We start from the raw sequence: 17,426 nt of genomic DNA on the forward strand, positions 1-17,426 counted from the left end.
CTATATCACTTCCAGTTTATAACCGATGCCCCATAACGTCTTAATGTACTGCGGCTGAGAGGGATCGTCCTCAATTTTTTCCCGCAACCTTCTCATATGGACATTAATGACATTCTCATCACCGTAATATTCTTCATTCCAAATTAAGCTATAAATTTGCGCCTTCGTAAACACGCGATTTTGATTGCTCGCAAATAACTTTAAAAGCTCAAACTCTTTCGATGTAAGTTTAATAGCTTCATTATTTTTCTGAACAGTAAAATTAGCTGTATCAATTTTCAAATTCCCAATTACAATCATGTCATCTTGCTTTTGCTGCGGAGCGGAATACGTAGTTGACCGGCGAATTCCAGCCTTCACCCGTGCGGATAACTCAATCATAGAAAACGGCTTACAAATATAATCATCTGCGCCGAGTCCAAGTCCTAACGCCTTATCAAGATCCGTATCCTTTGCGGACATAATTAAAATCGGAACAGAGCTCTTTTTCCGAATCATATTCATCACTTCTAAGCCATCTATTTTAGGCATCATAATATCAAGAATAATTAAATCAAACTGATCTTCTAAAAACCTCGTCATTCCTTCCTCTCCATCAGAAGCTACCGCTACAATAAATCCCTCTTTCGTTAAATACCCCCTCACCATTTCTTGAATAGAAATATCGTCTTCTACTAATAAAATTTTATGCTGCACACCATCACCCGTTTTCTTGAAAATTTATATTTACATTGTAATATGGTGGTTGAATTTGGTAAATACAATATACGGAGTGAATCACATATACATATAACCGTGTTCATTCTTTGATACCGTTAATTTCTTATATATATGAATACAATTTCTTTTAAACGACTTTTATTTCCCATAAAAAAACAAAATATTCAATAACATTATGAATCGGACAAGCATACAAGCAAAAAGGACGCAATGGCATATAATTAAATTACATTCTAAAAGAAAGGAGTTTTATTATTCTTGTCAGCAAAACACTTTAATTCTTATGGGTATCCTGCTCCAGCTCCAAACTATCCAAGGGAATCCGCTGTATTTACGACAGGATCTATATGGAGAAACCCCAATACCGAAATCGTGATTGTCACGCTTTTAAATGAAGATTACAACATGCCCCAAACTGTCACAGTATCCGTGTTAGATTGGCAAAATACGTATAATCCAACCGAAGTTGCCAAGTTTGCATTTTTATGTGGACAAGTCGTCAATCCATCTTTAAACACCGCACAAACGATTCAAACTCAGCAAAGCAGCATCGCTCCGCCCGACAACGTTCAACCGATTCTCACACCGTTTACGTTTACAATCCCTCCGCGCAATCTTCTCGTAATTCACGCATCCCTTCCAAATTCCTTCCAGATGCCAAGTCCTTGCTACGAAGTACTTGTGACCTCTCAACACGGCCCTGCCAAAAGTGTCATCACGAACACATTCGGAGTCAATGCTGCGGGTGTTCCGCAAGAAGGAAATACAGTCTTGCATGATCAATTTTCACCTACTCCTGTCACCTCATATGGTCTTCCACATTACCCTTACGCTCCTCTTAGCCCTGTCACGCCATAAGAGAACAGATTATTACAGATCCACAATTTAGAGATATAAGTGGAAAGCCCCTTCAGTTCATACACTGGAGGGACTTTCCACTTGTATTTCTATATGGACTATGATTCATTTTAACGTACTTCCAAAAGAGGTCCTTTCCGGCAACTTTTCCGCTCTCATATCCCTAATTTTTTTCTTCATAATCAAGCTTCATTTCTCCCCCTCAACGATGATATGCTGGGGTTCACTCTGAATGGTATATAAAAGGAGATTTCATATGTCAGAAAATAAAAAAGTAAAGCCTACCCGATGTAATGCGTGAGCAACTTACGAAGATTCGAGAAGGCTTACTTTACTTCATTTTAATTAAATTCTACCGTAAACGCTTGATCATAATACACAGTATTCGGATTCACGATAAATAACTTTTTATCTCCAAATGTTGTTCTAAAGACCTCTACCGATTCCTTTCCTTTTACTGTGCTGATACGCTTTTCCTGCTTTCCAAATTCTTTTTTTCCATCTTCGTCTACTAAGAAGAACGGCCATAAATTACTGATTGGTTTCGTCGTTTTATAGTATACATATGTTTCTCCGTCTTTTTCCTCAATTCTCGTTATAGTCATTTCCTCATTACCACCAAGAGGAACTTTCGTTTCTCCCGCCTTATTAACAGGAATTTTATTTTTCGTGTCATACCCCGAGTGTTTCTTACCATATACATAAGGAATGACTGTTATTGATTTCGTATCCCGACTAATTGTTTCGAAAGCTGCTGTTGAGACCGCATTATCATCAGTAATAACTGCCTGATTCTCCATTTGCTTTAAGACTTCTCCTTTATCGTCTAACACAAGGTAATCAAATGGTCCGCCTTCTTCTGCCGCAGTTCCTTGCAAATAAATTCTAAGAGGAGTTACAACGACTTTCTCTAATTTCGCCTTAGGGCGTAACGCACTTAAATCTTTATTAACGATAATTTCCTTCTCACTTTGTTTCGCTGGTGCACTTTGAACAGGCAAATCAAAATCCCATTTTCCATGCGTTTTCCCTTCTCTTCCGCCTAATCTATCTATATTAAGAGAAAGATTAAAATTATTTGCTATATCGGATACTTTAATTCGATTTCCATCTTCCTTCGCTTGCAAGTCTGGATTAAAGCTACTGTTATTGAAATCAAATGTCATAGCTCCGGAATATACTTTATGATCTTTATCTTTAAATTCGCCATACTCTTGTTTCTGTTCCACGAAATTTTTCTCATTTGATATAACAATATAGCTCTTATCCGTCTCTATTTTCGGTACTTCATCAAACGGTTTACTACCTTCTACGGTGTAAGAAACGATTAATGTAACGCCGTCATACACCGTACTATTAATCGTCACTTTTACCCCGTTATTCTCCTTAACGGTAGCAGATTCTTTCGTAATTTTTTCGGCGCCTTCTTTTATATGAAAATAATCTAATACAGGCTTGAAGATTGAGGTTAACGTAGACTTATTTGCATAGCTCGGCATAGCCGTACTAAATATGAAGAGAGTTCCGATACATGCCGCGGCAGTAGCACCTATTAACACGCGTTTCTTTATTAAACTTTTGTATGTCACCTTCGTTTGACGATATTCTTCAAACGAATCACTCACTCTATTTTTCAATTTATTGGATGGTTGCATATGCTCGGCTTCTCTTTGAAATTCTTCACGCAATTGTTTTTCAAAATCCATTTACCTTTTCCCCCTCTCCAATCGGTAACTTTTCCATCTCTTTTCGCAATTGCCTATGCGCCGTGTGTAACCGGGATTTCACTGTACCGACCGGAATTCCGACAAGTAAGGCAATCTCATCCAAGCTGTATTCATGAAAATACCGCATAATTATCACTTCACGATGCTTATACGATAGTGTTTTCACTAATTCTAGCAATTCACTGCGTGTTTCCATATGCAGCACCTCTTCATCTATTCTAGGAAACTGGTCCTGCCAAAATTCTTTGCTCTTCTCGAGAATCCGGAATCTGCGCCACAATTTCCTTCTCCAATCTTGTACCTCATGCACAATTAAACTATGTAGCCAAAATGAAAACGGACGACTAGGATCATATTTCGCAAATGATTTCCACATACGAATATAAACTCCATTCACAATGTCATCTACATCGTGCTGATCTACAACGAGAAACGATACCGTTCGATATACATCTTTACTCGTCGCTTCATATATATGTTGAAAGGCCTTTTGGTCTCCAGCAACCAGCCTTTCTAACCATTCTTGCCATTCTGTTTTGTCCACGTTTAGAACCCCCTCTGCCTCTCGTAAAATAGTCTATATTTCTAGATTCACTTAATTGTTGAACCTCTTTCTAAGGGGTGTATAACTTCCTACTGTATATAGTGCCATTTTACAATGTTATGTTCGCTTTCTACCCATCCCTTTCATAATACCAGTCTTTATCACTCACCAGCCTTTCCACAACCGTTACTATATTCACAGTCGTGTTCGAAATATCTTTGATTTCCATTGTCACTTAATACTAAATTTTTTTGAGCCTTTTCCCCTAAAGTATTTTTCACTCTTATATTCGCTCTATTACGAAAAAAGGTTCAAAAATTTTTGTGAACATAAAAAAATAATTAAAAAATTATAGTTCTTCATAAACTATTTACAATCAATCACGCTCCCTTCATGTTTATTACATCACCAAAGATAGACAACATATCCGTTCACTCTTTCTGTTTTTACTTCACATGTGGCAGGAAAAGCCTCTGACCGCTTCCATGCACCGCCAGACGCTCTCGCCCACCCTAAAAAAAGGGGTTAATGTCGTTTTTAATTGATGAACTTCTTATTTCTCTATAGACCCGCTTCATTTCTCCCCTCAACAATGATATGATGGAGTTCACTATGATTGTTTACAATTCACTGTATATAAAAGGAGATTTCATATGTCAGAAAATAAAAAAGTAAGCTTAGCCGATGTAATGCGTGAGCAACTTGCGAAGAAAAAGCAAGGAAATGGAAATGGAGCTAATGCGAAAAATCAAAATCAAGCAACGAAGAAGCTGCAAAATCAACAAACGAAGAAGCCAAACAATCAACGCAGACGCACAGGTGTATAAATGAACGGGCAGAAACGCGCAAATATATCGCCTGGTCTCGAAGTTGATATTGTACTAAAGCAAGATCAGCGTACTGGAAAGTTAACGCGAGGAATAGTGAAAGACATTTTGACAAACTCACCTTCTCATCCACATGGCATAAAAGTGCGTTTACAAGACGGACAGGTTGGCAGAGTACAGCACATTGTACAATAAAAAAGGAGCTCATTTTATCTAACGGGTTCCCTTTTGATTTGCAAACATTGCAAATCACATCAATAAACGCAAAGAAGGGATAGCCATTAAGCTATCCCTTCTTTGCGTTTATTGAGTGTCTTCATCGCTTTTGTACTCCAAAATATCACCTGGCTGACAATCCAAAGTCTTACATATCGCTTCTAATGTTGAAAAACGAACTGCTTTTGCTTTCCCATTTTTCAGAATAGAAAGATTCGCCATAGTAATTCCAACCCTCTCCGAAAGCTCCGTTACGCTCATTTTTCGTTTTGCTAACATCACATCAATGTTAATAATAATTGCCATATCCTCCACCTCAGACCGTCAAATCATTTTCTGATTTTATGTTAATCGCTTCTTGTAGAAGCCGTTGGAGGATAGCAGCAAAAACGGCGATAACCGACGAAGCAAACATGATGATGAGTCCCATTAATCCAATAGGAGGGTCAACTTTCTTCGCTATAAAATGAAAGAGTGGCAAACCTAATACATACAAACCACTGATTGTAATCGCACAACACTTTATGTTCTTTAACGCCTTTACAGATAATTCCGAGAACGCTGTGTTCTCGTCAATGTACCGTAAAAGATTGAAAGCCTGATAGAGAGCAAAGTAAAAAGGCACAGCCGCTCCATACATCACGATGAAAACGAGATATTTCATTGGGGCAATATTTGGATACAGTTTTGCTGCGAAATTCGCCATATGGGGAACTAAAAATATACATAAAGCAAGAACTGCAATTCCAGCTAGAAAAATAATTACCTTTAAGAAAGTGGTTGAACCTCGTTTACCATTCATTTAAAACACCTCACTTATTTAATAGCAACATGATTTTAGCACACAATTTATCGTTTTACAATAAATTCATACTGTTTTTCATTATATTATTATTGTTATTGAAATATCATTTTAATTTTGGCGAAAATAAAAAGCATTTCTCATTACAGAGAAACGCTCTTACTTTAAAAGGTTAAATAAACCCATTTTGATTTTTCAACCTATAAGTTACTAATATGCAAGACCAGCCATGACATGCATTCGCTTTTTCCCTTTATTTTGTGGCAGGAATAGGCACTGACCGCTTCTATGCATGGCCGGATGCCCTCGCCCATCTAAAAAAGGTTTTTACTTTATTTTTTTAATAAACACTACTTTTAAATAATCACCTTCTGGAAACTGTGAAATCGTTCGGAAGTCCTCTGATAATGAATGTTCTTCTAATACTTTATACTTGCCGTTCATTTCTTTAAATGCTGTATCAATGAAGCCTTTGAACTTTTTCATACCGAAAGTACTACAATTTGTAGAAGCGACAATAATACCATTATTTTCTGTAATCGCAATTGCTTCTTTTAATAAGTTTTTATAATCTTTAGCAGCGCTAAATGTATATTTTTTTGAACGCGCAAAGCTTGGTGGATCTAGAATGACCATATCAAACTTCAGTGCTTTCTTTACTGCATATTTGAAATAGTGAAATACGTCTTCTACGATAATATCTTGCGCTTCGTAATCAACGCCGTTCACGCTAAATTGCTCAATTGTTTTACTTAAACTGCGGTTCGCAAGGTCTACGCTTGTTGTTTTTACCGCTCCGCCAAGTGCTGCAAAGACAGAAAACGCACCTGTATAGGAGAACATATTCAAGACTGTCTTGCCATTTGCATATTTGTCGCGAATTTGCTTTCTTATATTACGTTGATCTAAAAAGACACCGACCATTGCTCCGTCGTTTAAATATACCGCAAAGTTAACACCATTCTCTTTGACGATAATCGGAAACTCTCCGCGTTCTCCTGTTACGAAATCGTCTTCTTCAATATATTGTCCCTTTGTATCAAAGCGCTTTTTCTGATAGATCGCTTTAAATGTAGTCACATTCTGTAAGGAAGCGATAATCTCTTTACTAAATTGATAAATGCCTTCGCTATACCAACTAATTACGTAATATCCATCATAGTAATCAATGATTAAGCCACCGATTCCATCGCCTTCACCGTTGAACACGCGAAATGCTGTTGTATCTGTATCTTCATAGAAACTTTTACGTTTACTTAAAGCAGATTTAATTTTCTTTTCAAAGAAGGCTTGGTCGATTTGTTCCTGTTCTTTTCTTGTTAAAATCCAGCCATATCCTTTGTTTTGTTTGCCGTAATATCCTGTACCGATAAACTTATTTTTATCATCTACAAGTTTTACGATTGTACCTTCTGTATTTACATCCTGTAAATTTATAATCGCTTCTTTCGAAATAAGTGGATAACCACTTTTTAATTCGTTTGCGTATTTCGTCTTAACCTTTAAAATAACTTCTGTTTTCATTCCATATCCTACCTTTCCATTCCAATGCTTTCTAGCTATTAAGAAAGGCTCTATACGAAGTCAGAAGTTTTACCACATCTTTTCTTATGTATGAAACCACTCTATGTTAGAAGCACAAAAATAAAACAGGGCCGTTTATATAAGTATCGCCATTAAACGGTCCCTTCTAACTATAACATGTTATTCTTTTATCCATACAACAAGCTCTTACCCTTTTTTATGAAAAAAATTAGGTGTAAGTACTTGATTTGGATAAGGCTTATGATAAATGTGCGTCGCTGCAGGAGATATAGGCGGAATTAACCACACCCAATTCCCTGTGACTAAACGGCCACATGCTGCTTCTTGCTTCTCAAATTGACTAAACTGCTGCGCCGCTGTATGGTGATCGACAATCGTTACGCCTTGTTTTTTGAAAGAGTGTAATACTGCCACATTTAATTCTACTAATGCTTTGTCTTTCCAAAGTGTACTGTTTCTTGATGTATCTAATCCCATCATCTCCGCAATAGCTGGAAGCAGATTATAACGATCCTGATCAGCTAAGTTGCGCGCACCGATTTCTGTTCCCATATACCAGCCGTTAAACGGAGCAGCTGTATAAGAAATCCCGCCAATTTCTAAACGCATATCAGAAATCATCGGAACACCGTACCATTTTGCTTCCAAAGAGGAAAATGGATATTCTGGATGTTCTAACGGCACTTCTTTTACATATTCTTCAGGGATTGGTCTATACACTGGGTCATTTCCATCTATTGAAAATACGAGCGGCAGCACATCAAAATGTGTTCCTTTCCCACTCCAGCCAAGTTCTTGGCAAAATGATGAAAAGGATAGGGAATGAGAATCACCGATCACGCCATGCTTGGTTTCATATCCTGCGTAGCGAATTAATTGGTGATTATAAATTTGAATTTGATTTTTCTCATTTTGATATTGTTTAAAAATAGTAATCGTAGGTAGGATTTTTCCGTCGTTTGTTGCATATTGAATATGATGAAGCAGTGCCTCGTATACACCTTCTACGTCATTTACATCACGTGCATCTAATACATGAAGCTTATTCCAAAACAGACGACCGATGCAGCGATTACTATTTCTCCATGCCATTCGCGCTCCGTGAACAAGCTCCTCAAAAGTATGTTCATACGTTCCTGTCATTTGTATTTCAGATTCAATTTGTAATAATCTATCTTGTATTTCATGAGATTTTTCTAGTTCGTTGTAGCAATCTGTAATAAACTTAGTTGCTTCCTCTAACAGTTTTTTTGTTGTATTCATAGTGTCTCCTTCTATTCCTGTAAACATCTCTATTATACAAAACATCTTCTACCCGTGCCTAGAAAACAGACAATGAAAAAGAACACCAAAAACGGTGTCCTCTCCCTTATTTCGCAAAAAATATCAAATATATAACCCCAATAATAAAAAACGTTCCGCAACAAGCTAACAATACTTTTGCAAGTTTGTCCATAAACATAGCCGTTTCCCCTTTGCTTCGTTTCCTATTTCAGTTCTACAACTGTAACACCAAGGCCGCCTTCGCCCATATCACCATAACGGAAGCTCTTCACGCCGCGATGTTTTTTCAAGTAATCTTGTACACCTTGACGCAGTGCTCCGGTTCCTTTTCCGTGAATAATGGAAACGCGCGGATAGCTCGCAAGCTGTGCATCATCTAAATATTTTTCTACACGTGCTAATGCATCTTCAAAACGTTCCCCACGAAGATCAAGTTCTAATGAAACGTGATAGTCTCTTCCTTTTACCGCTGTCACTGCTTTTTTCTCAACAGGATTTGGTGTGTTAATATATTCCATATCGGACTCTTTCACTTTCATCTTCAAAATCCCGATTTGGACGTTCCATTCGTTGTCGCTTACTTTTTTCAAAAGCTGACCTTTTTGACCGAACGTTAATACTTTTACTTCATCACCTGGTCTTAACACTTGTTTTGGTGCTGTATTTTTCACTTTTGTTTGTTGTTTTTTCACAAGCTCCGGCGCTGCCCCTTCTAAACGGCTTTTCGCCTCAATTAGCTCATGATCTTTAACGTCAGCAAGCTTTGCTTTTCGCAATTGACGAAGTTCACGAATAATTCCTTCCGCTTCTTTCTTCGCCGCTTCGACTTTTTCTTCGCCTTCTTTTTGTGCTTTTAGTAATCTTTCATCACGTTCTTCGTTAAATTCGATAATTTGACGCTGCATTTCTTTATGAAGTTTTTCAGATTGCTTACGAAGCTCTTCTGCTTCATTCCACTCACGCTCAGCATTCTTTTGGCTTTCTTCTAGCTTCGCTATCATATTTTCTACTTTATTTGATTCTGTACTAATGTGACCACGAGCACGGTCAATTACACGGTCAGATAACCCAAGACGTTTTGAAATTTCAAAAGCGTTGCTTCGCCCTGGTACACCAATTAACAATTTATACGTTGGGCTTAATGTGTTTACATCAAACTCAACACTTGCATTAATGACTTGTTCGCGATTATAGCCGTATGCTTTTAATTCAGGATAATGCGTCGTTGCGACAACGCGTGCACCGCGGTTATAAACTTCATCTAAAATGGAAATCGCAAGTGCAGCCCCTTCTTGCGGATCTGTCCCTGCCCCTAATTCATCAAACAATACTAAGCTTTCAAAGTCAGCTTGTTCTAAAATCTCAACAATGTTTACCATGTGAGAGGAAAATGTACTTAAGCTTTGCTCAATCGATTGCTCATCACCGATATCGGCAAACACATTTTTAAACACGCAAATTTCGGACTCATCTAAAACAGGAATGTGCAAACCAGATTGCGCCATTAAAATACAAATCCCTACCGTTTTTAATGTAACGGTTTTACCTCCTGTATTCGGTCCGGTAATAACAATTGTTGTAAATTCTTTTCCAAGTACAATATCATTTGGCACAACAACTTTCGGATCAATAAGCGGATGACGTGCTTGGCGCAAGTTCATATAACGCTCATTGTTCAAAATTGGTTTTGTTGCTTTTAATCGTTTTGCATAGAAAGCTTTTGCAAAAATGAAATCAAGCTCTGCCACAACGTCGACGTTTTCTAAAATAATATCAGCTTCAGTTGCTACTTCTTCTGTTAACATCATTAAAATGCGTTCTACTTCTTGCTTTTCTTTCACGCGCGCTTCTTGCAAGGCGTTATTCAGTTCTACAATGACTTGCGGCTCGATAAATAACGTTTGACCAGAAGCAGACTGGTCATGAACGATACCACCATAGACACCGCGGTATTCTTGTTTAACTGGAATTACATAGCGATCGTTACGAATCGTTACAATTGCATCTGACAACATCTTCTGTGCGTTAGAAGACCGCGTCATGTTTTCCAATTTTTCACGAATGCGACTTTCCGCTGTGCGAATTTGCTGGCGAATACCACGTAATTTTTCACTCGCATTATCCACTACTTCTCCGCCATCACTAATACAATTTGTAATTTTCTTTTCTAAATCATATAAAGACACAATGCGCGCTACATACGTATCTAAAATCGGCAGTTCCACACCATTTTCAATCATATCTTCAATAAATCTTTTTATCTGGCGGCTACCATACATCGTACTTGCAATATCTAAAAGTTCATGCGGGCTTAGCATACTACCAATTTTCGCACGCTTCACATTTGGGCGAATATCAAAGATCCCGCCAAGCGGTACATGTCCTTTTAAACGGATGACTTTTGCTGCCTCATCTGTTGTTTCCTGCATTTCTACTACTTCTTCGTAATCTGTGCTTGGTACAAGCCCTTTTACTTTATCTCGTCCAAGTGAAGAAGCAACGTGTTCGAGTAATTGTTCTTTTACTTTTTCATATTCTAATACACGCAACGTTCGTTCTAACATAGTTGCACGTCCCCCTTGTGTTACTTATTACGCTTAATATAATCTAATAAACGTTCAATATCCCATGTGTTAATAACTGTATCTTTTTGAATCCAACCTTTGCGCGCAGCTGCCACGCCAATTTCCATATCCTCTAACATTTCAAGCGTATGAGCATCTGTATTAATGGCGATTTTCACACCCGCATCTTGCGCTTGCTTTAGCAGCTTCGCACTTAAGTCTAAACGGTTTGGATTTGCGTTTAATTCAAGTACAGTATTTGTTTCTTTCGCAAGCTCAATTAATAAGTCTGTATCGACATCATAGCCTTCGCGGCGACCAATTAATCGGCCTGTCGGATGCGCAATCATTGTTACATGATGATTTTCAATTGCAGCGCGCAGACGCTTCATAATTGTTTCACGGTCTTGTGAGAAACTAGAATGAATGGCACCGATGACATAATCAAGCTCTGCTAATACATCGTCATCAAAATCTAGTGTTGCATCTGGTAAAATGTCCATTTCAATACCACGTAAAATAGTGATATCCGGATACTTTTCATTCAGACGTTCAATTTCTTTTCGTTGTTCAAAAAGGCGCTCTTTCGTTAATCCATTCGCTACTTTCAAGTACTGAGAATGATCCGTAATCGCCATATACTTATATCCACGAGCGCGGCATGCTTGTACCATTTCTTCAATAGAAAAAGCACCATCGCTCCACGTTGTATGCATATGTAAATCACCTTGAATATGAGGAAATTGAACAAAATTCGGATATTGCAGAGTGAGATCAATCTCTTTTCCATCTTCACGTACTTCTGGCGGGATGAATGGAAGTCCAAAGTGTGCAAAAAACGCTTCTTCTGTTTCGAATGTTTGTACTTCTCCCGTTTCTAAGTTTTCAACGCCATATTCACTAATTTTCTCGCCCTTATCTTTTGCAATTTGGCGCATTCTTACATTATGGTCTTTTGAACCAGTGAAATGGTGAAGTGTGGTAATAAACTCTTCCGGCTTCACAAGACGGAAATCAATCGAAATATCATATTCGTATTGAAGGCGTACGGAAACTTTTGTATCACCACTTGCAATCACTTCTATCATATTATCAAACTGCAGTAAATGCTCACGCACCTTTTCTGGTTCCCATGACGCAATAATAAAGTCCAAATCTTTCACTGTTTCACGAACGCGGCGCAAACTTCCCGCACGAGAATAGCGAATAATTTCTGGTATATTCGACAATTTCCTCTCTATTTCCCCGGCAATAGGAAGCACCATTGCTATCGGAAGACGTTCGGGCCTAGTACCAACTTGTGCGATAGCCTCTAGTATTTTCTCTTCCGTTTTCTTACCGAACCCAGCAAGTGCTTGCACTTGCTTTTCCTCACAAGCTTTCTTTAAAGTTTCCATATCTACAACGCCAAGTTCTTTATATAACTTAGCGACCTTTTTCCCACCAAGACCTGGTAATTTCAAAAGCGGTAATAAGCTGCTCGGTACTTCTTTTTCAAGCTCTGTAAGCACTTCTGATGCTCCAACTTCAATATATTCTGCAATAACGGCTGCTGTTCCTTTTCCGATTCCTGGTATTTTTGTGAAATCTTCAATTTCTGAAAGGCTACGATCATCGCTTTCTAATGCTGCTGCCGCTTTACGAAATGCTGATATTTTAAAAGGATTTTCCCCTTTTAGTTCCATGAAAAGTGCAATTGTCTCAAGTAGTTTAATCACTTGTTTTTTATTTACTTTCATTCTTCTCCCGCCTTCCCATCATAGAAAAAAACTTCTCTTTCTAAAAAAGAGAAGTTATACTTTGCTGCCTGTCTGCCATAATTCCTTAACTTTTTCAGAAAGAATTGGTGTATCATCTACAATTACTTTGCTTATTGATGATTGATTCAACGAAGTTTGTACTTGTTCAATTGGAAGTATCGTACCAACTACAATTAATACGAACAATATAATATACACTTCTAAAAAGCCTAAAATCGCTCCGCCTAGTGCATTGACCTGTCTCAAAACAGGAATTTCTGTAAACATATTTAAAAGTTGTCCAAGTAACGTGAACGCGATTTTTGTAACAATAAATAATGCGATAAACGCAATGGCTTGGTAAAACACTGTTTCTATGCTATTTGCATCGATCCAATTCGGCACATTTACTTCTTGCTTAAATGGATACGGAATAATCTTTTGCAATGCAGGTGCTAAATCTTTGCAATACCAATATGCCACAAGATAAGCGACAATAAAACTTACTAATTTTACAAGTTGCAGGACTAATCCTCTTCTTAGACCAAGAAGAAATCCCATCACAAGCAATAAAATGATAATTATATCAACCATGTTATTCCATTCCTTTTTGACTCATTCTTTCTTTCAACTTTTCATTTTCTTCTTTTAATTTTATATAATCATGCACGACATTGACTGCTGTCAACACCGCCAATCGGTTTGTGTCAAGCGAAGGATTCTTAGCATTCAGTTCGCGCATTTTATCATCCACAATCGCCGCGACAATGCGTATATGACTTGTACTTTCATCGCCAACAACTGAATATTGTTGGCCGTAAATTTCTACATTAATTCGACTTCGATTTTCCTTTTGTTGTGACAACTTACTGTCCTCCAATCCCATACAGAATCCTAAAGATTATCATACCATGAAAAAACATCATATGGAAACAGAAACAACAATTCGATATGATAAAAATATAAATAATGAAAAAGGAGCAACCATTTTGTCAAATTCTATTGTTATTCAAGTAAGCCTTGCGGTTATAGAAGACATGAAAACAAAGTACGCGCAAGCCGTGCAACCAAAAGTTCCTCAAGGCGGTATCTTCATGGCGAAGATTCCATCTTGCACAATTACAGCCTATAAATCTGGAAAAGTCATGTTTCAAGGTGGCCGTGCAGTGGAAGAAGCGGGTCAGTGGCAGACAAATGCTGCACCGCCAAAAAATTCTGTCAAGAGAAGTGTAGATCACCATGCCTACGCACCACCAGCGTCTATCAGTGCCATGTCTATTCTCGGTTCAGACGAAGTCGGAACCGGAGACTATTTTGGACCGATGACAGTTGTTGCGGTATACGTCGATGCAACGCAAATTCCATTATTAAAAGAACTAGGCGTCAAAGACTCAAAAGGCTTAAACGATACACAAATTTGTGAAATTGCAAAACAACTACTAGCAGTTGTCCCTTACAGCTCTCTCGTTTTGCATAACGAAAAATATAACGACATGTTTGAAAAAGGCTACAATCAAGGACACCTAAAAGCATTGCTTCATAATAAAGCTATTACAAACTTATTGGCGAAAATCGCACCAACGAAACCAGAAGGCATCTTAATTGATCAGTTCACACAGCCGGCTACATATTATAAATATTTAGCCAAACAAAAAAATGTTCAGCGTGAAAATGTCTATTTCGCTACAAAAGGCGAAAGCGTACATATCGCCGTTGCAGCAGCTTCCATTTTAGCTCGCTATTCATTCGTGAAACAATTTGATGAGCTAAGCAAAAAAGCAGGTATGCCACTTCCGAAAGGCGCTGGGAAACAAGTCGATATCGCAGCCGCGAAATTAATTCAAAAGCTTGGGAAAGAAAGATTACCTGAGTTTGTGAAATTACATTTTGCAAATACAGAAAAAGCGTTTCGATTGTTGAAGAAATAGTTATTTCTCAGTATGGACAGGATGTATATAGACTAAACAAGGGGCTCACTCAATATATCAGCGCTTTTTCCGATATATCGGCGCAAATGCATCATTTATCGGCGCTTCGACACAGTTTAAAGTGAAACTTCTATCAGTGACGCTTTTCTCACTGATGGAAAGCTCTCACCAATCGGGCTTTTACAGGCAGTTTTCTTCCCTGCTCTTCTCTAGGTTTTCCTGCCCGTTAATGCGGGATAAAGACCATTCGACAATACTCAACATGAAAGTAGCTGAGCTACTGAACTGGATCATACTAAAATGTGCACGAGCTGACTAAAAAGTAAACTTTAGTCAGCTCATCTGTTTTTACTACTCTATTTTAAACGTCTCTGCAACTTTTTTTGAGGCTTCTTTCAAATCATAAAACTCAACACGTTCTTTCTCTGGCGTATCCTTGTGCCCAATTACAACTTCTCCGTCATCTTCTATCCAAACAAAGTATTTTCCAATTGATCCATCACTATAATCAATAGACATATTGTAATGAATAGCCGATTTAGCTTCTTTATCTAATGAGAGTGTTTTCGGTTCATCGCCGTTTTCCTCAAGTCCAACTTGCTCCATCGCTGATACAAGCTGCTTTATATCATCTGCTTTTTTCAATACTTTCGTGCCTTTTGTTTTCGTAGATGTTAGCTGAATTTCCTTTACTTCTTTCCCTTGAAACGTAACAACCGCTGCCTCTTGTGATGTTGGAACTACTTTTTCTTGTTTCTCTTTTTCCTTTCCACACGCACTTAAACTGATTAGCATGATCGCTAAGAAACACATCATTCTTTTTTTCACAAATTCAGCTCCTTTCTCTTCTACGTAATGTTTCTCTTTATTACGCATCTCTCCCTGCTCAAAAAAAGAAAAAGGTATATCAATCAGCTTAATCGCTGTTGATATACCTTTTTTCAATCTTAAAACTCCGCAGAACCTGGTGTTCTTGGGAATGGAATTACGTCACGAATATTCGCCATACCAGTGATGTACATTAAGAAACGTTCGAAACCTAAACCAAATCCAGCATGTTTTGTACCGCCGTATTTTCTAAGCTCTAAGTACCACCAGTAGTCTTCTTCATTCATGCCTAGCTCTTTAATTCTGTCTACTAAAAGATCCATTCTTTCTTCACGTTGACTTCCGCCGATTAATTCGCCGATGCCAGGAACAAGTAAGTCTGTTGCAGCTACTGTTTTGCCATCTTCGTTTAAGCGCATGTAGAACGCTTTAATATCTTTTGGATAGTCTGTTACGAATACAGGACGTTTGAATACTTCTTCTGATAAGTATCTTTCGTGCTCCGTTTGTAAATCAATTCCCCATTCTACTGGGTATTTGAATTCTGCACCAGATTTTTGAAGCACTTCAATTGCTTCTGTGTACGTGATGCGTCCGAAATCAGAGTTGATTACGTTATTCATGCGCTCTAGAACTGTTTTATCAACAAAGCTGTTGAAGAATTCCATTTCTTCTGGTGCATGCTCTAATACGTATTTCATTGCATATTTCAGCATATCTTCTGTCAAATTCATTACATCTTCTAATTCAGCAAATGCAATCTCAGGCTCAAGCATCCAGAACTCAGCAGCGTGGCGAGTTGTGTTAGAGTTTTCAGCACGGAATGTCGGGCCGAATGTGTATACATCACGGAATGCTAATGCATATGCTTCCGCATTCAACTGTCCACTTACTGTTAAGTTTGTTTCTTTGCCGAAGAAGTCTTTTGAGTCGTCTACTTGTCCATCTTCACCTTTTGGTACATTGTTCATATCATGCGTTGTTACGCGGAACATTTCACCTGCACCTTCAGTATCACTTCCTGTAATAATTGGTGTATGAACGTGTACAAAGCCGCGCTCTTGGAAGAATTGATGAAGCGCAAATGCTGCGATAGAACGTACGCGGAACGTTGCTGAGAATGCATTCGTTCTTGGACGTAAATGAGCGATTGTACGTAAATATTCAAACGTGTGACGTTTCTTTTGTAATGGGTAATCAGAATCTGATAATCCCTCGATTTCGATTTTGTTCGCTTTAATTTCAAACGGCTGCTTTGCAGTTGGCGTCGCGATTAACGTTCCCTCTACTTTAACAGATGAGCTTAATGGAAGCTTCGTAATTTCAGCAAAGTTATCTAATTCCGTATCGAAAACGATTTGAACGCTTTTAAAGAAGCTACCGTCGTTTAATTCGATAAAACCAAATACTTTTGAATCACGTAAGTTACGGATCCAACCTGATACTTGTACTTTTTGGTCTACATACTTATCAGTTTCTCTATACAGACTTTTTACTAATGTGTTTTCCATGTTGAAATTCTCCTTTACATATATTTAAATACAAAAAAACCTTCCATCCATAAAGGGACGAAAGGTTAAACTTCGCGGTACCACCCAATTTGTCATAAAGACCAACTCTAACTCGTATGTATTACACATACTTCCCGGTTTGTAACAGGCCGGATTCCCGTCTAAGTCTACTCTTGAATACACAATTCAATTTCGGTTAGCAACTCCAAGGTGTTCTTCACATATACCGCCTCATCAGGCTCGCACCGTCCCTGACTCGCTTTGGATTATAGTATATACTACTTTTCCTTATCATCGTCATTTTATTTGTTAAACTAAAATTAATGTACTACA

17 protein-coding genes and 1 other annotated feature are annotated in these 17,426 nt (G+C 38.0%); of the genes, 4 read left to right on the top strand and 13 right to left on the bottom strand.

Annotated features, from left to right (window positions below):
* Positions 1-696, bottom strand: a complete 696-nt coding sequence (locus BR72_RS07720) for a response regulator transcription factor (protein WP_035431668.1) — start codon at positions 694-696, stop codon at positions 1-3.
* A gap of 429 nt (positions 697-1,125) precedes the next feature.
* Here BR72_RS07720 and BR72_RS07725 point away from each other — a divergent pair, with 429 nt between their 5' ends.
* Positions 1,126-1,578 carry a hypothetical protein gene (locus BR72_RS07725; protein WP_156107916.1) on the top strand — a complete coding sequence of 151 codons (453 nt, stop codon included), beginning with the start codon at positions 1,126-1,128 and terminating at the stop codon, positions 1,576-1,578.
* A gap of 341 nt (positions 1,579-1,919) precedes the next feature.
* On the opposite strand, the gene BR72_RS07730 is transcribed toward BR72_RS07725, so the two are convergent.
* Together BR72_RS07730 and BR72_RS07735 are read right to left on the bottom strand one after the other, a co-directional pair.
* Entirely contained in the window at positions 1,920-3,284 is a 1,365-nt protein-coding gene (locus BR72_RS07730) for a DUF4179 domain-containing protein (RefSeq protein ID WP_035431673.1), read from the bottom strand.
* The gene (locus BR72_RS07735; protein ID WP_035431675.1) at positions 3,274-3,849 is read right to left on the bottom strand and encodes a sigma-70 family RNA polymerase sigma factor; all 576 of its coding nucleotides are present in this window, start codon (positions 3,847-3,849) and stop codon (positions 3,274-3,276) included. Before BR72_RS07735 ends, BR72_RS07730 begins: the two co-directional genes overlap by 11 nt.
* 653 nt (positions 3,850-4,502) lie before the next feature.
* Between BR72_RS07735 and BR72_RS26685 the strand changes: the two genes are divergently transcribed.
* Both BR72_RS26685 and BR72_RS07740 read left to right on the top strand, forming a co-directional pair.
* Entirely contained in the window at positions 4,503-4,676 is a 174-nt protein-coding gene (locus BR72_RS26685) for a hypothetical protein (protein ID WP_090996626.1), read from the top strand.
* Positions 4,677-4,871, top strand: a complete 195-nt coding sequence (locus BR72_RS07740) for a YwbE family protein (protein WP_035431676.1) — start codon at positions 4,677-4,679, stop codon at positions 4,869-4,871. It abuts the gene before it with no gap.
* A 108-nt stretch (positions 4,872-4,979) separates the two neighbouring features.
* Here the strand turns inward: BR72_RS07740 and BR72_RS07745 are convergent, their stop codons facing one another.
* From BR72_RS07745 to zapA, 8 genes are all read right to left on the bottom strand, one after another.
* On the bottom strand, positions 4,980-5,198 hold the full coding sequence (locus BR72_RS07745) for a helix-turn-helix domain-containing protein (RefSeq protein ID WP_004434885.1): 219 nt from the start codon (positions 5,196-5,198) through the stop codon (positions 4,980-4,982).
* 10 nt (positions 5,199-5,208) lie between these two features.
* Positions 5,209-5,694 (bottom strand): DUF2975 domain-containing protein, encoded by a 486-nt coding sequence (locus BR72_RS07750; protein WP_035431679.1) that lies wholly within the window; start codon positions 5,692-5,694, stop codon positions 5,209-5,211.
* Between the two features lie 327 nt (positions 5,695-6,021).
* A complete protein-coding gene (locus BR72_RS07755; RefSeq protein ID WP_035431681.1) occupies positions 6,022-7,218 on the bottom strand; it encodes a class I SAM-dependent rRNA methyltransferase in 1,197 nt (398 codons plus the stop codon).
* Positions 7,219-7,425: 207 nt separating this feature from the next.
* On the bottom strand, positions 7,426-8,502 hold the full coding sequence (locus BR72_RS07760; RefSeq protein WP_035431683.1) for a nitric oxide synthase oxygenase: 1,077 nt from the start codon (positions 8,500-8,502) through the stop codon (positions 7,426-7,428).
* A 224-nt stretch (positions 8,503-8,726) separates the two neighbouring features.
* On the bottom strand, positions 8,727-11,087 hold the full coding sequence (locus BR72_RS07765) for an endonuclease MutS2 (RefSeq protein WP_035431684.1): 2,361 nt from the start codon (positions 11,085-11,087) through the stop codon (positions 8,727-8,729).
* A gap of 20 nt (positions 11,088-11,107) precedes the next feature.
* Positions 11,108-12,826: a DNA polymerase/3'-5' exonuclease PolX gene (gene polX, locus BR72_RS07770; protein WP_035431686.1), complete on the bottom strand. Its 1,719-nt coding sequence runs from the start codon at positions 12,824-12,826 to the stop codon at positions 11,108-11,110.
* Positions 12,827-12,880: 54 nt separating this feature from the next.
* Positions 12,881-13,420 carry a CvpA family protein gene (locus BR72_RS07775; RefSeq protein WP_035431688.1) on the bottom strand — a complete coding sequence of 180 codons (540 nt, stop codon included), beginning with the start codon at positions 13,418-13,420 and terminating at the stop codon, positions 12,881-12,883.
* Between the two features lies 1 nt (position 13,421).
* Positions 13,422-13,691, bottom strand: coding sequence for a cell division protein ZapA (gene zapA / locus BR72_RS07780; RefSeq protein WP_035431690.1), 270 nt, complete (start codon positions 13,689-13,691; stop codon positions 13,422-13,424).
* 124 nt (positions 13,692-13,815) lie between these two features.
* Here zapA and rnhC point away from each other — a divergent pair, with 124 nt between their 5' ends.
* The gene (gene rnhC, locus BR72_RS07785) at positions 13,816-14,754 is read left to right on the top strand and encodes a ribonuclease HIII (protein ID WP_156107918.1); all 939 of its coding nucleotides are present in this window, start codon (positions 13,816-13,818) and stop codon (positions 14,752-14,754) included.
* A gap of 351 nt (positions 14,755-15,105) precedes the next feature.
* Here the strand turns inward: rnhC and BR72_RS07790 are convergent, their stop codons facing one another.
* Both BR72_RS07790 and asnS read right to left on the bottom strand, forming a co-directional pair.
* A complete protein-coding gene (locus BR72_RS07790; protein WP_035431694.1) occupies positions 15,106-15,699 on the bottom strand; it encodes a hypothetical protein in 594 nt (197 codons plus the stop codon).
* A 2-nt stretch (positions 15,700-15,701) separates the two neighbouring features.
* Positions 15,702-17,093: an asparagine--tRNA ligase gene (asnS, locus tag BR72_RS07795; RefSeq protein WP_035431695.1), complete on the bottom strand. Its 1,392-nt coding sequence runs from the start codon at positions 17,091-17,093 to the stop codon at positions 15,702-15,704.
* A 50-nt stretch (positions 17,094-17,143) separates the two neighbouring features.
* Positions 17,144-17,397 (bottom strand) — a binding site (T-box leader).
* Positions 17,398-17,426 lie beyond the last annotated feature (29 nt).

This window comes from Bacillus sp. UNC322MFChir4.1 (assembly GCF_000746135.1).
Taxonomy (GTDB): domain Bacteria; phylum Bacillota; class Bacilli; order Bacillales; family Bacillaceae_G; genus Bacillus_A.